Here is an 18,175-nt window from a genome sequence, read left to right as displayed (position 1 = left end):
AACTATCGCCATCGTCCACAACCTTGGAGAGTTACCCATTCGCCGTCCCAACCGAGCCCCGCCCGCTGCCACCAAAGACGGGCCGCGCACCAATGATGAAATCCGCAATGCACAGGTTCAGCTGATCGACCAGAACAGCACGAACCACGGCATCGTCGAAACCGCCGCCGCCGTCAAGATGGCCCTCGAAGCGGGCATGGATCTGGTGGAGATTTCGCCAAATACCAATCCTCCCGTTTGCAAGATCATGGACTACGGGAAATTCAAATATTCGGCGCAGAAGAAAGCCGCCGAAGCCCGCAAGAAGCAAAAAGTGGTCGAGATCAAGGAGATCAAGCTGCGGCCGATGATCGACGACCACGACTACGAAGTGAAGATGCGCGCGATGCAGCGGTTCTTCGAGGAAGGCGACAAGGTCAAGATTACGCTGCGCTATCGCGGCCGCGAAATGGCGCATCAGGAAATCGGCACCAAGCTTCTGGACAAGGTCAAGGCCGACGTCGCCCAATTCGCCAAGGTCGAGCAGGACGCGCGTTTCGAAGGCCGTCAGGTCGTGATGGTTCTGGCGCCGCGCTGATTCGTCAACGCGATTAGTATGTGTGAATTCGGAATACGGCCCGTCGGACAATCTGGCGGGCCGTTTCCTTGAATGACCGTTCGTGTTCCCGGACGCGGCGCAACGTGAAAGACACGAGATCTCATGATCCCCGCGCCGCCTGCCAGCTGCCGCTGCAACGGTCGCCCGAAATGATCCCGCTCCACCGGCCAGTTCCGGAATTGCCGACCAGCCGGCCGGTGCCGTTGGCGACCGACAGACCGACCGATATCCTGACCGACACGACGCCGCCACGGCTGATGCCGCCGGTCACCTTGCCGCCTCCGGCGGACGAAACGCGACTGCCGGACACGGCAAAGGGGGCGCTGTTGGTCGCGCTGCAATTGCCTGCCCGGGTAGAGAAGATCACATTCCAGGTGCCGTCATAGGTTCCTCCGGCCCCGACGAAGCCTGCGCGCCTCGCGTCGGCGGCGCCGGGCGTTGCGACCATCATGGCGAGAAGGGCGGCGGTCAGTGTCCACCGCGGAGTACGTGAGACCATGAAATCCGCGAAAAAGGCAATCGGCTGGGCTGAAATCGTCATCTTCTTCACTCCTTGCTGTGTCGGTAAGGCGCTGAACCAATAGGTCGAATCACATGGTTTCGCGGTTCATCGTTGCCAACCGCGTCGCGCTCTGCCATAAGCGCAACCTTCATCGCCCGGCTGATCAAGGGCTGCCGTGTCGATAGCGGTGCTGGTCTTTTCATTTCAGAGAATACCTGAGCACTTTCAACGCTCTAACGAGCATTTTAGCCGCGAAAGCGCCTCTCTGGGCGCGTTTTTCTGCGGCAACAGGAGAGCCAAATGCCCAAGCTGAAGACCAAGTCAGGCGCTAAAAAGCGCTTCAAGGTGACTGCCACCGGCAAAGTGATGCACGCCCAGCGCGGCAAGCGCCACGGCATGATCAAGCGCACCAAGAAGCAGATCAGGCAGCTCCGTGGCACCCGCGTGCTGTTCAAGACCGACGGCGACAACATCAAGAAATACTTCTTGCCCAACGCCTGATCGCGAAATCAACCACGATCCCATTTTGCCAAGCCGCGTCCGCGCGGCGATCCCTGACCAAACTGATCTGAAGGAGACCCGTCATGTCTCGCGTCAAACGCGGTGTGACCTCTCACGCCAAGCACAAGAAAGTCTACAAGGCCGCCAAGGGCTTTTACGGCCGTCGCAAGAACACCATCCGCGCCGCCAAGGCCGCGGTCGAAAAGGCCGGGCAATACGCCTTCCGCGACCGCAAGCGCAAGAAGCGCACTTTTCGCGCGCTGTGGATCCAGCGGATCAATGCCGCGGTGCGCCCGTTCGGCATGACCTACAGCCGCTTTATCGACGGCCTGTCGAAGTCGGGCATCATGGTCGACCGCAAGGTGCTGTCGGATCTCGCGATCCGCGAACCGGCGGCGTTCCAGGCGATCGCCGAAACGGCCAAGGCGGCGCTGGCGGCGTAAGTTTTGCCGCTTCATGACGGGCCAGGGGCAACGGCTTGGCGCCCTGGCCAAAAGGAATCGCCATGACCGACCTCGCAGCGCTCGAGCAAACCATCCTCAGCCAGATCGCTGCCGCCGGCGACGAAGCCGCCCTGGAAGCCGTTCGTGTCGCAGCGCTCGGCAAGAAGGGCTCGATCTCCGCGCTGTTGTCGACGCTCGGCAAAATGTTGCCCGACGAGCGCAAGACCGAAGGCGCCAGGATCAACCTTGCCAAGGATGCCGTTACCCGGGCGCTGACCGCGCGCCGCGAAATATTGAAATCCGCGGCCCTCGACGCGCGGCTGAAATCCGAGACCATCGACGTCACCTTGCCGCTGCGCGAGGCTGCCGCCGAGCAGGGCCGGATTCACCCGCTGAGCCAGGTGATGGATGAACTGACCGCGATCTTTGCCGATATGGGATTTGCGATCGCCGAGGGCCCTGACATCGAGACCGATGACTTCAATTTTACAAAACTGAATTTTCCCGAAGGCCACCCGGCGCGGGAGATGCACGACACGTTCTTCTTCAACCCGAAGGACGATGGTTCGCGCATGCTGTTGCGCACCCATACCTCCCCGGTGCAGGTGCGCACCATGCTGACGCAGAAGCCGCCGATCCGGATCATCTGTCCGGGCCGCACCTACCGGATCGATTCCGACGCCACCCACACGCCGCAGTTTCACCAGGTCGAGGGCCTCGTGATCGACAAGGGCTCGCATCTCGGCCATCTCAAATGGATCCTGCACGAATTCTGCAAGGCGTTCTTCGAGGTCGACCACATCAACATGCGCTTCCGGCCGTCGTTCTTTCCGTTCACCGAGCCCTCGCTCGAGGTCGACATCCAGTGCCGGCGCGACAAGGGCGAGATCCGATTCGGCGAAGGCGAGGATTGGCTGGAGATCCTGGGCTGCGGCATGGTGCATCCGAACGTGCTGCGCGCCTGCGGCATTGATCCCGAGGTCTATCAGGGTTTTGCCTGGGGCATGGGCATCGACCGCATCGCGATGCTGAAATACGGCATGTCCGACCTGCGGCAATTGTTCGAGAGCGATGTGCGCTGGCTCAGCCATTACGGCTTCAAGCCACTCGACGTCCCGGCCCTGGCGGGAGGGCTGAGCTCGTGAATCTCGTCGAGAGAAGCATAACACCGCGAGCGCTGCCTCATGACCACCCGTATTGACGCCCGCTTCGCCGAGCTGAAGCACCAAGGCCGCGCCGCCTTCATCACCTTTTTGATGGCCGGCGATCCCGATCCCGCGACCTCGCTCGACATCATCAAGGCGCTGCCGAAAGCCGGCGCCGACATCATCGAGATCGGCATGCCCTTTACCGATCCGATGGCCGATGGTCCGGCCATTCAGGCGGCGGGCTTGCGCGCGCTGCAAGCGGGCATGACGCTGAAGAAGACGCTTGACCTGGTCAGGTCCTTCCGCAGGCAAGAGGCCTTAACGCCGCTGGTGCTGATGGGCTATTACAATCCGATCTACATCTATGGCGTCGACCGCTTTCTCGCTGACGCGAAATCCGCCGGCGTCGACGGCCTGATCATCGTCGACCTGCCGCCGGAAGAAGACACCGAATTGTGCCTGCCGGCGATGCGGGCGGGGCTTAATTTCATCCGGCTGGCGACGCCGACCACCGACGACAACCGGCTGCCTGCGGTGCTCGCCAACACCTCGGGCTTTGTCTACTATGTCTCCATCACCGGCATCACCGGCAGCGCCAGCGCCGATGCGGCCAGAGCGGGCGAGGCCGTCGCCCGCATCAAGCGGCACACCCAATTGCCGGTCTGTGTTGGCTTCGGCATCCGGACGCCGCAGGCCGCGCGCGCCATCGCAGAGCATGCCGACGGCGCGGTGGTCGGCACCGCGCTGGTCGAGGCGCTGCGCGACAGCCTGGACGCCGCCGGTCGCGCCACCGGCAAAACCGTCGGTGCGGTGGCCGATCTCGTGGCCGGACTGGCCGAGGGCGTACGCGGCGCCAAACAAGCCGCGGAATAAGCCATAATTGCGGGGGAACCGCAGGCTTAGGCGGCTTGCCGGGTCCGGCCCGAGCCGCCATATATCGATGCGCGATCAGGTCTGGCGTCCGATCGAACGCCAAACCATTTCAAGGTGATGGCTCCTGGTCGCCATCCGGAGCGAAATATGAATTGGCTTACCAATGTCGTCCGTCCGAAAATCCGCAACATCCTGCGCCGCGAGACGCCGGAGAATTTGTGGATCAAATGCCCCGACTCCGGGCAGCTCGTGTTTTACAAGGACGTCGAGGCCAACCAGTTCGTGATTCCCGGCTCGAACTACCATATGCGCCTGGGCGCGGTGGCGCGGCTGAAATCGATCTTCGACAATGAGACCTGGTTCGACGTGGCGCTGCCCGAGGTGACGCCCGATCCGCTGAGATTCCGGGATGAGCGCCGCTATGCCGATCGCATCAGGGACGCCCGCGCCAAGACCGGACTGAACGACGCCATCAAGGTAGGCTACGGCAAGCTCGATGGCGCCGCGGTCGTGATCGCGGTGCAGGATTTCGATTTCATGGGCGGTTCGCTCGGCATGGCGGCCGGCGAAGCGATCGTGCGCGGGCTTGGACTCGCGGTCGAAAAGAAATCCCCCTTCATCGTATTTGCGGCCTCCGGCGGCGCCCGCATGCAGGAAGGCATCTTATCGCTCATGCAGATGCCGCGCACGATCGTCGCGGTGCAGATGCTGCGCGAGGCCAAACAGCCCTATATCGTGGTTTTGACCAATCCGACCACCGGCGGCGTCACCGCCTCCTATGCCATGCTGGGCGACGTCCAGATCGCCGAACCCGGCGCGCTGATCGGTTTCGCCGGCGCGCGGGTGATCGAACAGACCATCCGCGAGAAACTGCCGGAAGGATTCCAGCGCGCCGAATATCTGAGGGACCACGGCATGGTCGACATGGTGGTACACCGGCACGAGATGCGCCCGACGCTCGCACGGTTATGCCGGTTGCTGACCAAATCGCCGGCGCTCGAAACCGCCCCGAAGCCTGCAGCCTCGATCGCCCTCCCGGCCCCGATCCCATCAGGCGCCGATGTCGTGCCGGCAGTATCGCCGGCGTGAACGCGCCCGGGGCAAAGCATTCGCCGCCGCTCGGCGCGCTGATCGCGCGGCTGTCGGCGCTGCACCCGAAGCCGATCGATCTCGATCTGGCGCGGATGCGGCGGTTGCTTGAGCTGCTAGATGATCCGCAACGCCGGCTGCCGCCCGTCATTCACGTCGCCGGCACCAACGGCAAGGGCTCGACCATCGCCTATCTGCGCGGCATTCTCGAAGCAGCAAGCCTGCGCGTTCACGTCTACACCTCGCCGTTCCTGGTGCGGATCAACGAATGCTTTCGCCTCGGCCGGGCCGGCGGCGGCGTTCTGGTCGGCGATGATGAACTGCGCGACGCCCTCGAACGTTGCGAGCGGGCCAATGCCGGCGCGCCGATCACGCTGTTCGAAATCGAAACCGCGGCGGCTTTTGTCCTGTTCGCGCAGCACCCGGCCGACGTGGTGCTGCTGGAAGTCGGTCTCGGCGGGCGGCTCGATGCCACCAATGTGATCGACCGGCCGCTGGCGACCGTGATCGCGCCGGTCAGTCTCGATCACACGGAATTTCTGGGCGGCACGGCGATGGCGATCGCCCGTGAAAAGGCCGGCATCGTCAAAACAGGGGTGCCGGTCGTTTGCGCCGAGCAGGCCCCGGAGGTGATTGCCGTGATCGAGCAGCAGGCCGAACGGCTGCGCGCGCCGCTCTATGCCTGCGGGCAGGAATGGCATGTCAGTGTCGAGCGCGGACGGCTGGTCTACCAGGATGATCGCGGCCTGATGGACCTTGCGGCGCCCCGGCTGTTCGGCCGCCATCAGTTCGACAATGCCGGCCTCGCGATCGCGACGCTGCGCGCGCAAAGCCTGTTCAAGATCGATCCCACAGCCTTCGAGGCCGGCATTGTCAGCGCCGAATGGCCGGCGCGGATGCAGCGGCTTTCGTCAGGCGCATTGTTGGCTCAGGCGCCGAGGGGTTGCGAGATCTGGCTCGATGGCGGCCACAATGCCGAGGGCGGCCGTGTCGCCGCCGCTTGCCTCGGCGATCTCGAGGAACGGGTATCGCGACCCCTCGTCGTCATTTTCGGCATGATGGGCAACAAGGATGCCGGCGCCTTCATCGCCAACTTCGCCGGCCTGACGCGCCACATCATCGGGGTGCAGATCCCGGGCCGCGACGGCACGATGCCGCCGGACCGGCTGGCGGACGCGGTGCGCCGGCTTGGCATGCGCGTGGAAACCGCAGCGAGTGTCGAAGCCGCGCTGCGCTCGCTGGCGCGCCTGTCCTACGAAGTTCCGCCGCGGATCCTGATCACGGGCTCGCTCTATCTTGCCGGCCACGTGCTGGTCGCCAACGGCACACTGCCGGGCTGATCCCCGCTTCCGCAGCATGTTTGCGACTCCAGCGGCGCAATAGCGCAACGCGTCCTGGGCCAGCCTCGCATAAACAACCTGAGAGAAGAATATATTATATTGACACTTCAGGTTGTGTGTCGGATAGTCGACATAAGGTCATCCGCAAGTTTGGCAATGTGATTCGCCGGCTAAGGCGATGGCCGGTCTGTGCACTTTGAGGAGATGTAAAGCCCAGTAAGTCCCACACGGAGGAAATGACCATGAGAACCGAGCTAGGGCGTTGTACGTTCGTGCGGCATACGACTCGCTACGCCATCGCCATCATCACCCTGTCCGCGGCCGGCACCGGTTTGGTCCGGGCGCAAAGCGCCACCACCACGACATTTCAGCTCACGGCCCTGGCATCGGGAAACTGGAACGCGGCCGGGGTACACACGGTCTCGAACTACCAGATCGGTTATTCCACCGAGCAGCCTAACCAGCAGGTCGCCTACTTCGAGTTCGATCTGGATCCGATCAAGGGCAGGACGGTGGTCGAGGCCTCCGCGCTGATCCCCGGCTCGACCGACTACAGCATCGGATCGACCTATGCCCCCCGCTGCGGCACGGCGCCTTGTTTCAAGGTCGGCATCGTCCCGCAGGGCACTTCCACCCTGGCAGAGATCGTCAGCCCGACCAGTAACAACAACACGAACATCTACACCAGCGGCAACGACGCCAATCGCAACCAGGATCTCGGCTACGAATGGGTCGAAAACGGTCTGCACCCCGGCGAAAAGTTCAACGCCTTCACCTACAACACCCAGCGGCTGCAGGCCGAGGTCAACGCCGGCGGCGACTGGGTGTTCTGGGGCCGCGACGCGTTCAGTACCGGGAGCGCCGAAAACTACATATGGGGCGACACCGCCTACAACACTGGAATTGTCCTGATCGTCACGGTCTCGAACGGGGCGGCCACGACGGCCGTGGTCCAGAGCGGCACCTACCAGATCGAGAACCTCAACAGCGCGATGTCGCTGGAAATCCCCGCGGGGCAGACCGCGAACGGCACGCTGGTCGACCAGGCCACCGATGTCGGTACCACCAACCAGCGTTGGAATGTCACCAGGCTCAGCAGCGGCAACTACACGATCGCCAATGCCGCCACCGGCCAGCTGCTTGATGTGCTGAATAGCTCCACCGCCTCCGGCGGAGCGATCGACGTCAAGCCCGCCGACGCCGCCACCAATCAGCAATGGACCTTCACCGGCACCAATGGCGGCAACTACACCATCAAATCGGTCAGCAGCGGACTGTTGATCGGCTCCAGCGGCGCCTTGACGCTCAGCGGCACACTGATCGACCAGTTCACCGCCAACGGCATTGCCAACCAGCAATGGTCGTTCCACTGAAATGACCGTCTATCCGAAACGAAACGGCCGGCACTCCGCCGGCCGTTTTTGGGTCATCATCATTGCTCGAAGCCGATCACACCGCAGCCGTGATCCACTGCTGCAGCTTCTGCTTCGGCGCGGCGCCGACTTGGCGCGAGGCCATCTCGCCGCCCTTGAAGATCATCAGGGTCGGGATCGACATCACGCCATATTTCGACGCCGTCTTCGGGCTCTCGTCGACGTTCAGTTTGACGATCTTGACCTTGTCGCCCATGGCGCCGGAAATCTCGTCGAGCGCGGGCGCGATCATGCGGCACGGGCCGCACCATTCGGCCCAGAAATCGACCACCACCGGGCCGGTCGCCTTGAGCACCTCGGCTTCGAAATCGGCGTCAGAAACCTTGCCAACGGCCATGTCAATACCTCGTTCGGTTCGGGAGGAATGCGGCTTTCAGGAAAAGCCGCTGGGATCATGACAGCAACGTATGAACGCCGGCTTGCCGGGTCAAGCTCGCTCGGTCCCAACCGCATGGGATGCCAGTTCGGCATCCAGCGCGGGGGGCAAAATCTCCATCAATTCAGGCCGTTCGGTCCAGAGCAAGGCGGCGCGCACGCTCCGCTCCGGGTAGAGCTTGAGCAGCACCGCCCGGTAGAGCGCGAGCTGGCGGACATAGCTCCTGGGCGCCTCGGCCGGGTGATCCGGCGGAGCCTGATTGGTCTTGTAATCGACGATCAGGACCTCGCCTTGCGTCACCACCAGCCGGTCAATTTGTCCGGAAACCAGGGCAGGCGGCCGTCCCGGCCGTGGCAATCGGCCGACGATCGGGACCTCGGCGCGGCTGCCGGCGGCAAATACCGCGGCAAACCGACCATCCGAGATCAGGGCCAGCACCGCTTCCGCGAGCCTCTCGCGGTCGCCCTCGGCCCAGTCGCCGGCGTGGCGGGCAAGGTATCCCAGCGCCGCGTCGCGGCGGCGTTCGGCCGCGATGTCGGGCAGCGATTGCAGCAGCCGGTGCACCAGCGTGCCGCGCTGCACCGCGCGCGCGCGGGTCTGGGTGGTCTGGCCGCTCCGGATCCGGCGGCCGTCATCATCAGCAGGGCCGGAAGGGCGCATTACGGACTCGGATGGCACCTCGGCCTGCGCCGGCGCGTGCAACCAGGGCGGCAGCGCGGCCGCAGCGCTCCGCGCCGGGGCCGCGGTTGCGGCTGGGGCGACCGGCCCATCCTCGGCGCGCGCATAGCGCCTGACCGGACCGTCGGGGGTCTCGATGGTCTGCAGCTGCAGTCCGGAATTGCCGAGGCCTTTTGCGATCAGATCGTACCAGCAGAGTTTGCGCACCGTGTTCATGTTGCCCGGCAGGCAGCCGCCGACGATCAGGCGGTCCGCGGCACGCGTCATCGCCACATACAACAGCCGGCGATATTCGTCCTCGGTCTCGGCGAGCATGGCCGCGCGGGCCAAAGCGACGGCTGCGGGGTCGTCGGCCTTCCTGCCGGCCCACACCACCACGCCGGGCGCCTGAGGGGTGGCGGCGGCCCGCGGCAGATGAATGAGCTTGAGCCGTTGGGTATCGGCGGGCGAGGAGGTGGTGTCGACCAGAAAGACCACGGCCGATTCCAGCCCCTTGGCGCCGTGCACGGTCATGACCCGGACTTCGTCGCGGGAAATTTCCATGTCGCGCTTCACCTCGGTATCGGCGGCGCGCAGCCAGGCCATAAAACCTTGCAGCGAGGCCGGCGCCTTGCGCTCATAGCCCAAGGCAAGCTCCAGGAATTCGTCGAGCGCGTCATTGGCTTCAGGGCCGAGCCGCTTCAGGATGCGCCGCCTTCCGCCATCGCCGCCGAGCAGCCAGGCATAGAACGCAAACGGGCTCGAGCTGTCGCACCGGCGCTGGCATTGTTCCAGACGATCCAGCGCCCCGGCGAATTTGCGCTCATTCGCCGCCTGCAGGCGCAGCGCGCTTCGCAGCGATCCCCGCCGTTGCCATGCGAGCCTGAACAGATCGTCGTCGCTGAGGCCGAACAGCGGGCTTTTGAGCGCCACCGCCAGCGCCAGATCGTCCTGCGGCAGCAACAGCGCATCGGTGAGATTCATCAGGTCGATGATCGCGATATGCTCTGTGAGCTTGAGCCGGTCGGCGCCGGCGACGGGAATGTTGGCGTGCTTCAGCGCCTGGATCACGGCGTCGAACGCGTTGCCGCGCCGCCGCACCAGCACCAGCATGTCGCCGTAGCCCAGGCGTCGGCGCTTGCCGGCGGAGCCGGTCATGGTGCCGCCTTCGACCAGCCGCCTGATCTCGGCCTGAATGCGCCGGGCCAGCCTGACCTCGGGGCTCGTCTCCGACACCGCATCGAACGGCGCCCGCCAACCTTCGATGTCCTGCCGGTCGTCCCGCTGCTGCAAGTCCCAGAGCTCGATCAGGCTCGGACCGGCGTCGGCAAGCCAATTGTGAACCGGGTACCCGGTTTCGATGGAATGGATGCTGCGGTAGATATCCTGCTCGCGGAAGACATGGTCGACCGATTGCAGGATCGCGGCCCCGGAACGGAACGAGGTAGTCAACGTGACGGGATCGAATTGCAGCCCGGCATCCCTAAAGCTCTTTTGCAGACCGCGGCGGCGGCTGTCGAATTCGCGCGGCGCCGCGCCCTGGAACGAAAAGATCGACTGCTTCTCGTCGCCGACCGCAAAGATCGTCCTGACAACACCCTCTCGGGCGCCCGCGCCGGTGGTGAATTCGGAAATGAGGTGGGCGACGATATCCCATTGCCGGGGACTGGTGTCCTGGGCCTCGTCGATCAGCACATGATCGACGCCGCGGTCGAGCTTGTAATGCACCCAGCCGGCCGAAACCCGGTCGAGCATCGCAAGCGTCCTGTCGATCAGGTCGTCATAGTCGAGCAGGCCGCGCGCCCGCTTCTCGCGCCGGTAATTTTGCGCCGCCGCGGTCGCGATCCGCAGCAGCGCCTGGGTCCGGTCCCGCGTCGTCACCGCGCGGCGCCGTTCGATCAGGGCGCCGATGCGGATGCCCTCCTGGTCGAACCGATGCGCCATCGCCGGATGATCGTCGCCGAACTTCTTGGTCAGTACGGACTTGCGGGGCGCGCGCTCGTCGGTCAGGAATAGGCCGAGATAGGCATCGACTTGCACCGCGCCGCTGGAAACCACCGCCTCGCGAAGCCGCGCTGCCTGGTCCTGGTCGGATTTCCTACCCTTATCGAGGATGGCGGCGATTTCCTTCCAACGCGATCGCGGCAGGTTCGGGCCCTCGATCAATTCCTGTTCGACGTCTTCGATGCCGTCGCCGGGATCGACGCCAAGGGACTTGCAAAGCTCATCTGCTGCGGCGTCCAAGCTGCCGGCGGCGTCGGTCCAGGCCATGAAGTGATCGCGGGACAGGCAGGCCTCGCGCACCACATCCTTGAAGGTGACGTCGGCGGCACTGGCCATGGCCGTGGTCAGCGCCCGGCCCGTAGCGCTCAGGGGATCGCGGGAGGCCTCGAGCAGCACGGCGAGATTGGCGCGCTCCATCATCTCGGTCTGGTCGCGCTCGTCGATCACGGCAAAGCGCGCCGGCACATTGGCCTCGAACGGGAATTGCTGCAGCAGCCGGGTACAGAGCGCGTGGATGGTCTGCACCTTCAGGCCACCCGGGGTCTCCAGCGCGCAGGCGAACAGTTCGCGCGCCCGCATCCTTAACTTGGCGTCGGGTCGCGCGATGCCGGCCTCTGATATCGCGGCATCGAGCTCGGTGTCATCGAGCGTCACCCAATGGCCGAGGGTGGTGAACACCCGCTCCGCCATGTTGGCGGCGGCGGCCTTGGTGAAAGTGATGCAGAGGATTTTTTCCGGCGGCACGCCTCCCAGCAATAGCCGGATCACCCGCTGCACCAGCACGTGGGTCTTGCCCGAGCCGGCATTCGCCGAGACGAAGGCGGAAGCGGCGGGATCCGAGGCGCGCGCCTGCGTGGCGCGGACGGCTTCGGGGATTGGGCGCGGCGCGCTCACCATTCTTCAATTCCAAGGCCGCCGGCCGCGGACCATTCCTTGATGCGGGCGAGGTCGTCATAGCTGCCGTAGCGGTTCGACCACATCGACAGATTGAGCGAGGTATAGGCCTGGCTCTCATCCTCGAAGGCGCGGATCAGAGCCTCCAGCTTGATCAGCGCCTCGGCCGCGGCCGTATCGGGCGGTTGCGGCGTGTCGCCCGGGTTGATCTTCAGCTCCAGCGACCGTTGTTCTCCCGGCGGATTGTTGCCGCTGAGCCTGACATAGACGAGTTCGCCGACCGTGCTGCCGGCCGGAATACCGGCAAAGCCGCCTTCCCGAAGGATGGCCGCTTCGAGGGTCAGCTGCGGCGACAGTCCCATCCGCACCTGCTTGCCGGTCGGCGGCTGGCCGGTCTTGTAATCGAGAATGGCAAAGGTCCCGTCATGGCGGCGTTCGATCCGGTCGGCGCGCGCCGACAGCACGAAGCTGCGTTCATGGTCAAGGGCAATAGCAATTTCGCCCCGGATCTCGGCGGCGATGGCCGAGACATCGGCGCGGCGCGCGGTTTCCCAATCGGCAAACCAATTGGCGATGCGCAGGAAACGCGGCCACCACAGCGCCCGCGCCTCCGGCTGCTGCATCAGCGGCGCGAAATATTTCTCGCCGATTGCCCGCAGGACCAGCTCGGGGCGGTCGGGAAGCTCGTTGGCAAAAGTCTGCGTAAATTCGCCGAGCGCATCGTGGATCGCCGAGCCCCGGTCGGCTGAAGACAGCGGCATGTCGACGGGATCGAGCGGCTGGAGTTTTAGAATGTATTTGGCGTAGATCGTATAGGGATCCCTGAGCCAGTCCTCGATCGCGGTGACCGACAATTTCAAGGGCCGGACCGAGCGCGGCGGCTTCGGCGCAGGCTGAGCTGTTGGTTCGACCCTGTCGGGCCGGTCCAACTCGGCGGCGTAGCGGAGATAGTTCTGGCCGGCCGCCTTCGCGGCGTGCCAGCGTTCCTCGCCGGCGACCGCTTCCAGCCGGTGCAGGAAACGCGAGGCCACGGCCGGCGCGCCGCCGACTTTCGCGGCGTGACTGAGGATCACCTCATCAGTGCCGAGCAACTGGGCAAAATCATGCGCGGAGAGGCCGATGCGGCGCTCCGGCAGATCGAGGCCGAGCTGATGGCGCATCGGACGGCTCAGCCATGGATCCATCCGCGGCGCCGGCGGCCAGATCCCCTCGACCAGCCCGCCGATGATGACGCGGTCCGATTGGGTCAGCCGCGCTTCCAGCGGGCCATAAATCCGCAAATGCGCCTGCGAAACCTCCGGCCGCCGCACCATGCGGTCGGCGAACGCGGTCTGGAAAACTTCCGGGTAATCACTGATCTCAACCATCAGGCCGCTTTGCGATGGCGCGCCGGTGAGATCGTCGAACGCGGCTGACAGCACGGAACCCTGATGGTCCTCGAAAGCCATGATATCGCCATGCTCGTCGCGCGACAGCGCGATCAGGACATCGCGATGGCGGTCGGCGAGCTCGGCAAAATCGCAAGGTTTTGCGGGAGAGGGACTTTCAAGCGGCGCCAGAGCGGCCTGTAGGCTTTCGATCAGCCTCTGGGCGCGGTCGAGTTCGACCTCGCCCAGTCTCGCCCTCGGCTCCGAGCCATGCAGCGCGGAGGTCTCGCCCCGCCTCAGCTTGGCCAGCTCTTGCCGGAAGCGCGCGAAATCCAGCGCCAGCCCGCGGCTGCCGGCCTGGGGCCGCGTGCCGCGCAGCAGCGCCAGTTCCAGGGTCTCGATTGCGCCCTTGAAGGCGCCCTGCGCGCTGCCCAGCCGGCACAGCGGATGCTTCAGCAGCGCAAGCAGGGTCGGCGGCTCAAGCTCGTTGGCGACCGTCTCGGCGGCGAGCCGCGCGAAGATTCCCGCCGGCGTGTCCATCAGGGCGTCGCCGCCGGAATCGTCGAAGGCCAGATTCCAGCGCGCGAGTGCGGCGATCACCCGTCGCGCCAGCGCGCGATCGGGCGTCACCAGCGCCGCAGATTTATCAAGGTGCCGCGCCTCGCGCATCGCAACCGCGATCGCGAGCGCTTCGGTTTCGGGATTTTCAGCTTCGATCACCGCCAGACCGGTCATGGCGCGCGCGATCCTGGCGTCGATGTCGGGCTGCACCAGCCGCCGGTGCCATTGCGCTGTCGCTTGCGAGGGCCGCATCACCTCCGAGACCAGCACGTCGCGCCCGGCCGCCGCCGCCTCGCCGAGGATCTCGACATCGCTGCGCTTGATGCCCAGCCGGCGCAGCAGCGCGTGCATGGCGAACTGCGGATGGTTCGACGAAGGCTCCGTGGTGAATTGGCCGCCGGCGTCCTGGATGCCGCCGATCTTCTGCCAGGCGTCGTCGTCGAGCTCGGTATCGAGTCCCGGCAGCACCACCGCGCCTTGCGGCAGCGCGCTGACGGCGTGGAGGAATCTCGCGGTGGCCGGCATCGAGCCGGTTGAACCCGCCGCGATCACAGGACCTTCGGGATGGGCGGTGAGGCGTCTGGCCTCGGCCTCGATCAACAGGTCACGCCGCGCCGCCGGCTCGATCCTTTGAATTTCCGCAAGGTGCGCCGGCCACATCTGCCGCGCAATCCGCAGGAAATCGAGCGAGTGCTGCCAATACCGATCAAGATGATCCGGGACCAGTCCGTCCAGCGCCTCCCAGCCGACGCCTCGCGTAACCATGTCGTCGATCAGGCGCGCCAGATCGCCGGCCAGCGCCAAGGTCGAGGCCGGCCCGCCGACCACCAGCGGCGCCGAGACCGGACTCTTGGCCCACGCCGCGACCAGCCGTGCCAGCGTCAGCCGGCGCTCGAGTTCGCCGAGGCTCGGTGCAATGTCGAGCGGCGCCGCGCCGCCATAGGCGTCCTGCTCCTCCGCGAACGCCAGTTCGTCTTCATCGATGTCGCCGAGCGCGATGATGCGCGGCAGGATCACAGCGTCCGCCTTCAGCTCATCGAGAAATATTTCCCGCACCATTCGCCCGGCGCGCCGGGTCGGCAGATACAGCGTCGCCCGCGCCAGCCGTTCCGGATGGGTGCGGGCCGAAAAGCCATCGACCAGCCGGCCATCGACCAGCGCTGCGACGACATTGCGCAGCAGAGGTGCGGACAAGGGAACGCTGAAAAGGCGCATGGGGAACCTGATTCGCGGACAGGCTGCATCATGGCATGGGTGGGTGGAAATCGCTCTGGCCATCATGGCGCCGCGGCGAACGAAGAGTGCCCATCTTCATCGGCCGGGGGCGCGCCATCTAGACCCCTCCGGCAGGCTCACGCGATCGTGGCGAGGATGCGATTGATCTCCGCAAATGCCTCGTTCTTCTCGGACGGCGTCATCAGCGAAGCCTCGATTCCGTTGCGAACGATCGTGACGATCTCGTCGCGACCAAGTCCCAATGCATCCGTGACCGCGCGGTAGTTCTGGTTCACGTATCCGCCGAAATATGCGGGATCGTCGGAGTTGACCGTCACCATCAATCCCTTGTCCAGCATCCGGCGCAGCGGATGCATTGCGAGGTCGTCGACCACCCGCAGCCGCAGGTTTGAAAGCGGACACACCGTCAACGCCGTTTTCTCCCGCGCCAGCCTTGCAACCAGGACCTGATCTTCCATCGCGCGAATCCCGTGATCGATTCGTGCGACGCCGAGCACGTCGAGCGCTTCCCAGATGTAGCTCGGCGGCCCTTCTTCGCCGGCATGGGCCGACAGAAAGAAGCCTGCGTCGCGGGCACGGTTGAATACACGTTTGAATTTGCTTGGCGGATGTCCTGTTTCCGATGAATCCAGACCCACGCCGATGATTCGGTCCTGGAACGGCAGCGCGGCATCCAGCGTCTTCTCCGCATCTGCCTCGTCGAGATGGCGCAGAAAGCACATGATGAGGCTGGCCCGGACGCCCAGGGCTTGCCGGGCATCGACGATGGCGCGATGGAGACCATTGATCACGGTGGAGAATTCAACGCCGCGGGCGGTGTGGCCCTGCGGGTCGAAGAACATTTCGACGTGCACGAGATTGTCTGCGCGCGCCCGCTCCAAGTAGCTCCAGGCTAGATCATAGAAATCCTGTTCCGTGATCAGCACGGACATGCCTTGATAATAGATGTCGAGAAAATCCTGCAGGTTCGAAAACTGATAGGCCTGGCGCAACGCCTCAACCGAAGCGTAGGGCAACGAAATGCCATTGCGACGCGCCAGCGCGAACATCAGCTCGGGCTCCAGGCTGCCCTCGATGTGAATGTGCATTTCGCATTTGGGCAAACGCGTGATCAGGGTGTCAATCATCGGCATTCTACCGCGTATTGTTGGCGGGGGTTGGCGCCCGGCGGGACGAACCGCGAACCTGTACATCATGCCGGTTATCATCGTAATCTGCCAAGCGAGCGACGGGCGATTGTCCGCCGGCATGCATTTCAGACGGCCGCGCCATCATAGCGCTACGGCGAAACAATAGTGCCCAGAGCTGCGGTGATCCAGGCTTATGGTGGACGGCGATGCGACTGATCCTTTTTAGTGGCTTGCGGCCTTTCAGCCGCAAGGCGGCAATGCGCGACGCTTTCGCAGGCGTGATCCTTGCGTCCATGAACATCCCGCAAGTGCTGGGTTATGCGCGCATCGCGGGCATGCCTGTGGTCACCGGGCTTTACACCGTGCTGATGCCGCTCGTTGCATTCGCGGTGTTCGGTTCCTCCCGCCACCTTGTCGTGGCCGCCGACTCGGCCACTGCCGTCATCTTCTCCAGCTCGCTGTCTCACATGGCGGCACCCGCCAGCGAGAAGTACGTGGCGCTGGTCGGCATGGTCGCACTCCTGACCGCCGGGTTCCTGCTTCTGGCATGGATCTTCAAGTTGGGGTTCCTCGCCGACTTCCTGTCGCGAACGGTGCTGGTCGGGTTTCTCAGCGGTGTCGGGTTTCAGGTCGGGATAGCGATGCTGGGCGACATGTTCGGCGTCACGGTCGACTCGCGCAGCACGCCGGTTCAGGCGTGGGAAATCCTGCAGGCGCTGCCGAAGTCCAATCTTGCGACACTGGCGCTGTCCGCGCTCGTGGCCGGCGCCATCCTGCTCGGCGAGCGGGTTGCCCCGCGGCTTCCCCTATCGCTGTTCGCGGTAGCAGGGACGATCGCGGCCAGCGCGGCGTTCGGCTTCGCCGAACGCGGCATCGCGGTCCTCGGTCCGGTTCCCGGCGGCTTACCGTCGATTGGGCTGCCCGGCGTGAGCTGGCGCGAAAGTCTGACGCTGCTGCCGGTGGCCGCGTCATGCTTTGTGATGATCGTCGCGCAGAGCGCCGCGACGTCGCGCGTGTTCGCCTTGCAGCGCCACGAGCGCGTCGACGAGGACGCGGACATCCTCGGGCTGTCGGCGGCGAACGCCGCCGCCGCCGCCAGCGGAGCGTTTGTGGTCAACGGCAGCCCGACGCAGACCGCGATGGCGGATCGCGCGGGCGCGCGCAGCCAGGTCGCCCAACTTGTATTTGCGGGCGTCGTGCTGCTGGTGCTGCTGTTCCTCACGGCCCCGCTGCAGTACCTGCCGCGCTGCGTGTTGGCCAGCATCGTCTTCACGATCGCGGCCGGGATGATCGACGTCAGGGCCTTGCGTGACATTCGCCGCGAAAGCCCGGGCGAGTTCTATCTTGCCGTCGTCACCGCGGCGGCCGTGGTCGTGATCGGCGTCGAACAAGGGATCCTGCTGGCGATCGTGCTGTCGCTGTTCAGGCACGTGCGCCACAGTTACAGCCCCCACACCGTCATGCTTGCGCCCAACGCGGCCGGCCGGTGGGTTCCAGTGCCGGCGGCAGCGGGCAATGAGACCGAACCAGGGCTCATTGTCTATCGTTTCAATTCGGATTTGTTCTACGCCAACGCCAACCGCTTCGCCGACGAAGTGCGCTCCCTTGTAAAGCGCGCGCCGACGCCGATCCGCTGGTTCATCGTCGATGCCGGCGCGATCACGGATATCGACTATTCGGCGGCGCAATCGCTGCGCGATTTGCTCGATGACCTGGCGCATCAAGGGGTCGGCATCGTCTTCGCGCGCGTCAGTCCGTACCTTCGCTCCGACCTGGACCGGCACCGGATCACGGCAGCTATCGGCGAGGCGCGAATTTTTACAACGCTGCACGAGGCCATTGTGGCGGTTCGCGGTGGCGCACTTGGCGCGCCTGCGGAGCGATGACGAATGAAAACAAGCCAAACCTTACGGGCCAGGGCGTCGCAACCCTCCTGCGGCAATGCTGAAATACACTGCGCGGCTGCGACGGCATTTTAAGAACGGGCAAGAGGCGAGCCTCGCCCGTCAACCATCGAAGCCAG

14 protein-coding genes are annotated in these 18,175 nt (G+C 64.8%); 9 read left to right on the top strand and 5 right to left on the bottom strand.

All coding sequences use genetic code 11. The annotated features are described in order from the left end of the window. Positions 1-37: 37 nt before the first annotated feature. Positions 38-577 (top strand): translation initiation factor IF-3, encoded by a 540-nt coding sequence (infC, locus tag ABSG20_RS01675; RefSeq protein WP_423862759.1) that lies wholly within the window; start codon positions 38-40, stop codon positions 575-577. Between the two features lie 121 nt (positions 578-698). Here the strand turns inward: infC and ABSG20_RS01670 are convergent, their stop codons facing one another. Beyond that, positions 699-1,139, bottom strand: a complete 441-nt coding sequence (locus tag ABSG20_RS01670; RefSeq protein ID WP_423862739.1) for a hypothetical protein — start codon at positions 1,137-1,139, stop codon at positions 699-701. Positions 1,140-1,400: 261 nt separating this feature from the next. On the opposite strand from ABSG20_RS01670, the gene rpmI reads away from it, so the two are divergent. From rpmI to ABSG20_RS01635, 7 genes are all read left to right on the top strand, one after another. Further along, a complete protein-coding gene (gene rpmI, locus ABSG20_RS01665) occupies positions 1,401-1,601 on the top strand; it encodes a 50S ribosomal protein L35 (RefSeq protein ID WP_029585522.1) in 201 nt (66 codons plus the stop codon). A gap of 83 nt (positions 1,602-1,684) precedes the next feature. Next, on the top strand, positions 1,685-2,044 hold the full coding sequence (gene rplT, locus ABSG20_RS01660; protein WP_423862738.1) for a 50S ribosomal protein L20: 360 nt from the start codon (positions 1,685-1,687) through the stop codon (positions 2,042-2,044). Positions 2,045-2,106: 62 nt separating this feature from the next. Then, positions 2,107-3,189: a phenylalanine--tRNA ligase subunit alpha gene (pheS, locus tag ABSG20_RS01655; RefSeq protein WP_423862737.1), complete on the top strand. Its 1,083-nt coding sequence runs from the start codon at positions 2,107-2,109 to the stop codon at positions 3,187-3,189. A 39-nt stretch (positions 3,190-3,228) separates the two neighbouring features. Further along, on the top strand, positions 3,229-4,065 hold the full coding sequence (trpA, locus tag ABSG20_RS01650; RefSeq protein WP_423862736.1) for a tryptophan synthase subunit alpha: 837 nt from the start codon (positions 3,229-3,231) through the stop codon (positions 4,063-4,065). Between the two features lie 147 nt (positions 4,066-4,212). After that, complete coding sequence (gene accD / locus ABSG20_RS01645; protein ID WP_423862735.1) at positions 4,213-5,154, top strand: acetyl-CoA carboxylase, carboxyltransferase subunit beta; 942 nt, start codon at positions 4,213-4,215, stop codon at positions 5,152-5,154. After that, entirely contained in the window at positions 5,151-6,494 is a 1,344-nt protein-coding gene (locus tag ABSG20_RS01640; protein WP_423862734.1) for a bifunctional folylpolyglutamate synthase/dihydrofolate synthase, read from the top strand. Before accD ends, ABSG20_RS01640 begins: the two co-directional genes overlap by 4 nt. Positions 6,495-6,736: 242 nt before the next feature. Continuing rightward, positions 6,737-7,867: an RICIN domain-containing protein gene (locus tag ABSG20_RS01635; protein WP_423862733.1), complete on the top strand. Its 1,131-nt coding sequence runs from the start codon at positions 6,737-6,739 to the stop codon at positions 7,865-7,867. A gap of 76 nt (positions 7,868-7,943) precedes the next feature. On the opposite strand, the gene trxA is transcribed toward ABSG20_RS01635, so the two are convergent. The 4 genes from trxA to ABSG20_RS01615 form a co-directional block, all read right to left on the bottom strand. Beyond that, positions 7,944-8,264, bottom strand: coding sequence for a thioredoxin (gene trxA / locus ABSG20_RS01630; RefSeq protein WP_291567524.1), 321 nt, complete (start codon positions 8,262-8,264; stop codon positions 7,944-7,946). A gap of 90 nt (positions 8,265-8,354) precedes the next feature. Next, complete coding sequence (gene addA, locus ABSG20_RS01625) at positions 8,355-11,861, bottom strand: double-strand break repair helicase AddA (protein WP_423862732.1); 3,507 nt, start codon at positions 11,859-11,861, stop codon at positions 8,355-8,357. Further along, positions 11,855-15,001: a double-strand break repair protein AddB gene (gene addB, locus ABSG20_RS01620; protein WP_423862731.1), complete on the bottom strand. Its 3,147-nt coding sequence runs from the start codon at positions 14,999-15,001 to the stop codon at positions 11,855-11,857. Before addB ends, addA begins: the two co-directional genes overlap by 7 nt. Positions 15,002-15,138: 137 nt before the next feature. Beyond that, entirely contained in the window at positions 15,139-16,149 is a 1,011-nt protein-coding gene (locus ABSG20_RS01615; RefSeq protein ID WP_423862730.1) for an adenosine deaminase, read from the bottom strand. 260 nt (positions 16,150-16,409) lie between these two features. Here ABSG20_RS01615 and ABSG20_RS01610 point away from each other — a divergent pair, with 260 nt between their 5' ends. Next, positions 16,410-18,038, top strand: coding sequence for a SulP family inorganic anion transporter (locus tag ABSG20_RS01610; RefSeq protein ID WP_423862729.1), 1,629 nt, complete (start codon positions 16,410-16,412; stop codon positions 18,036-18,038). The last annotated feature ends 137 nt before the right edge of the window (positions 18,039-18,175 follow it).

The sequence above is a fragment of the Bradyrhizobium sp. genome (genome assembly GCF_049512235.1).
Classification (GTDB): domain Bacteria; phylum Pseudomonadota; class Alphaproteobacteria; order Rhizobiales; family Xanthobacteraceae; genus Bradyrhizobium.
This window is presented reverse-complemented; position numbering and strand designations above follow the sequence as displayed.

What these genes read in the sequence shown, in the direction of transcription:
- rpmI (WP_029585522.1), top strand. Translation starts at nt 1,401, where the DNA reads ATGCCCAAGCTGAAGACCAAGTCAGGCGCTAAAAAGCGCTTCAAGGTG.
- rplT (WP_423862738.1), top strand. Translation starts at nt 1,685, where the DNA reads ATGTCTCGCGTCAAACGCGGTGTGACCTCTCACGCCAAGCACAAGAAA.
- pheS (WP_423862737.1), top strand. Translation starts at nt 2,107, where the DNA reads ATGACCGACCTCGCAGCGCTCGAGCAAACCATCCTCAGCCAGATCGCT.
- trpA (WP_423862736.1), top strand. Translation starts at nt 3,229, where the DNA reads ATGACCACCCGTATTGACGCCCGCTTCGCCGAGCTGAAGCACCAAGGC.
- trxA (WP_291567524.1), bottom strand. Translation starts at nt 8,264, where the DNA reads ATGGCCGTTGGCAAGGTTTCTGACGCCGATTTCGAAGCCGAGGTGCTC.
- ABSG20_RS01615 (WP_423862730.1), bottom strand. Translation starts at nt 16,149, where the DNA reads ATGATTGACACCCTGATCACGCGTTTGCCCAAATGCGAAATGCACATT.
- accD (WP_423862735.1), top strand. Translation starts at nt 4,213, where the DNA reads ATGAATTGGCTTACCAATGTCGTCCGTCCGAAAATCCGCAACATCCTG.
- ABSG20_RS01670 (WP_423862739.1), bottom strand. Translation starts at nt 1,139, where the DNA reads ATGACGATTTCAGCCCAGCCGATTGCCTTTTTCGCGGATTTCATGGTC.
- ABSG20_RS01635 (WP_423862733.1), top strand. Translation starts at nt 6,737, where the DNA reads ATGAGAACCGAGCTAGGGCGTTGTACGTTCGTGCGGCATACGACTCGC.
- addB (WP_423862731.1), bottom strand. Translation starts at nt 15,001, where the DNA reads ATGCGCCTTTTCAGCGTTCCCTTGTCCGCACCTCTGCTGCGCAATGTC.
- addA (WP_423862732.1), bottom strand. Translation starts at nt 11,861, where the DNA reads ATGGTGAGCGCGCCGCGCCCAATCCCCGAAGCCGTCCGCGCCACGCAG.
- ABSG20_RS01610 (WP_423862729.1), top strand. Translation starts at nt 16,410, where the DNA reads ATGCGCGACGCTTTCGCAGGCGTGATCCTTGCGTCCATGAACATCCCG.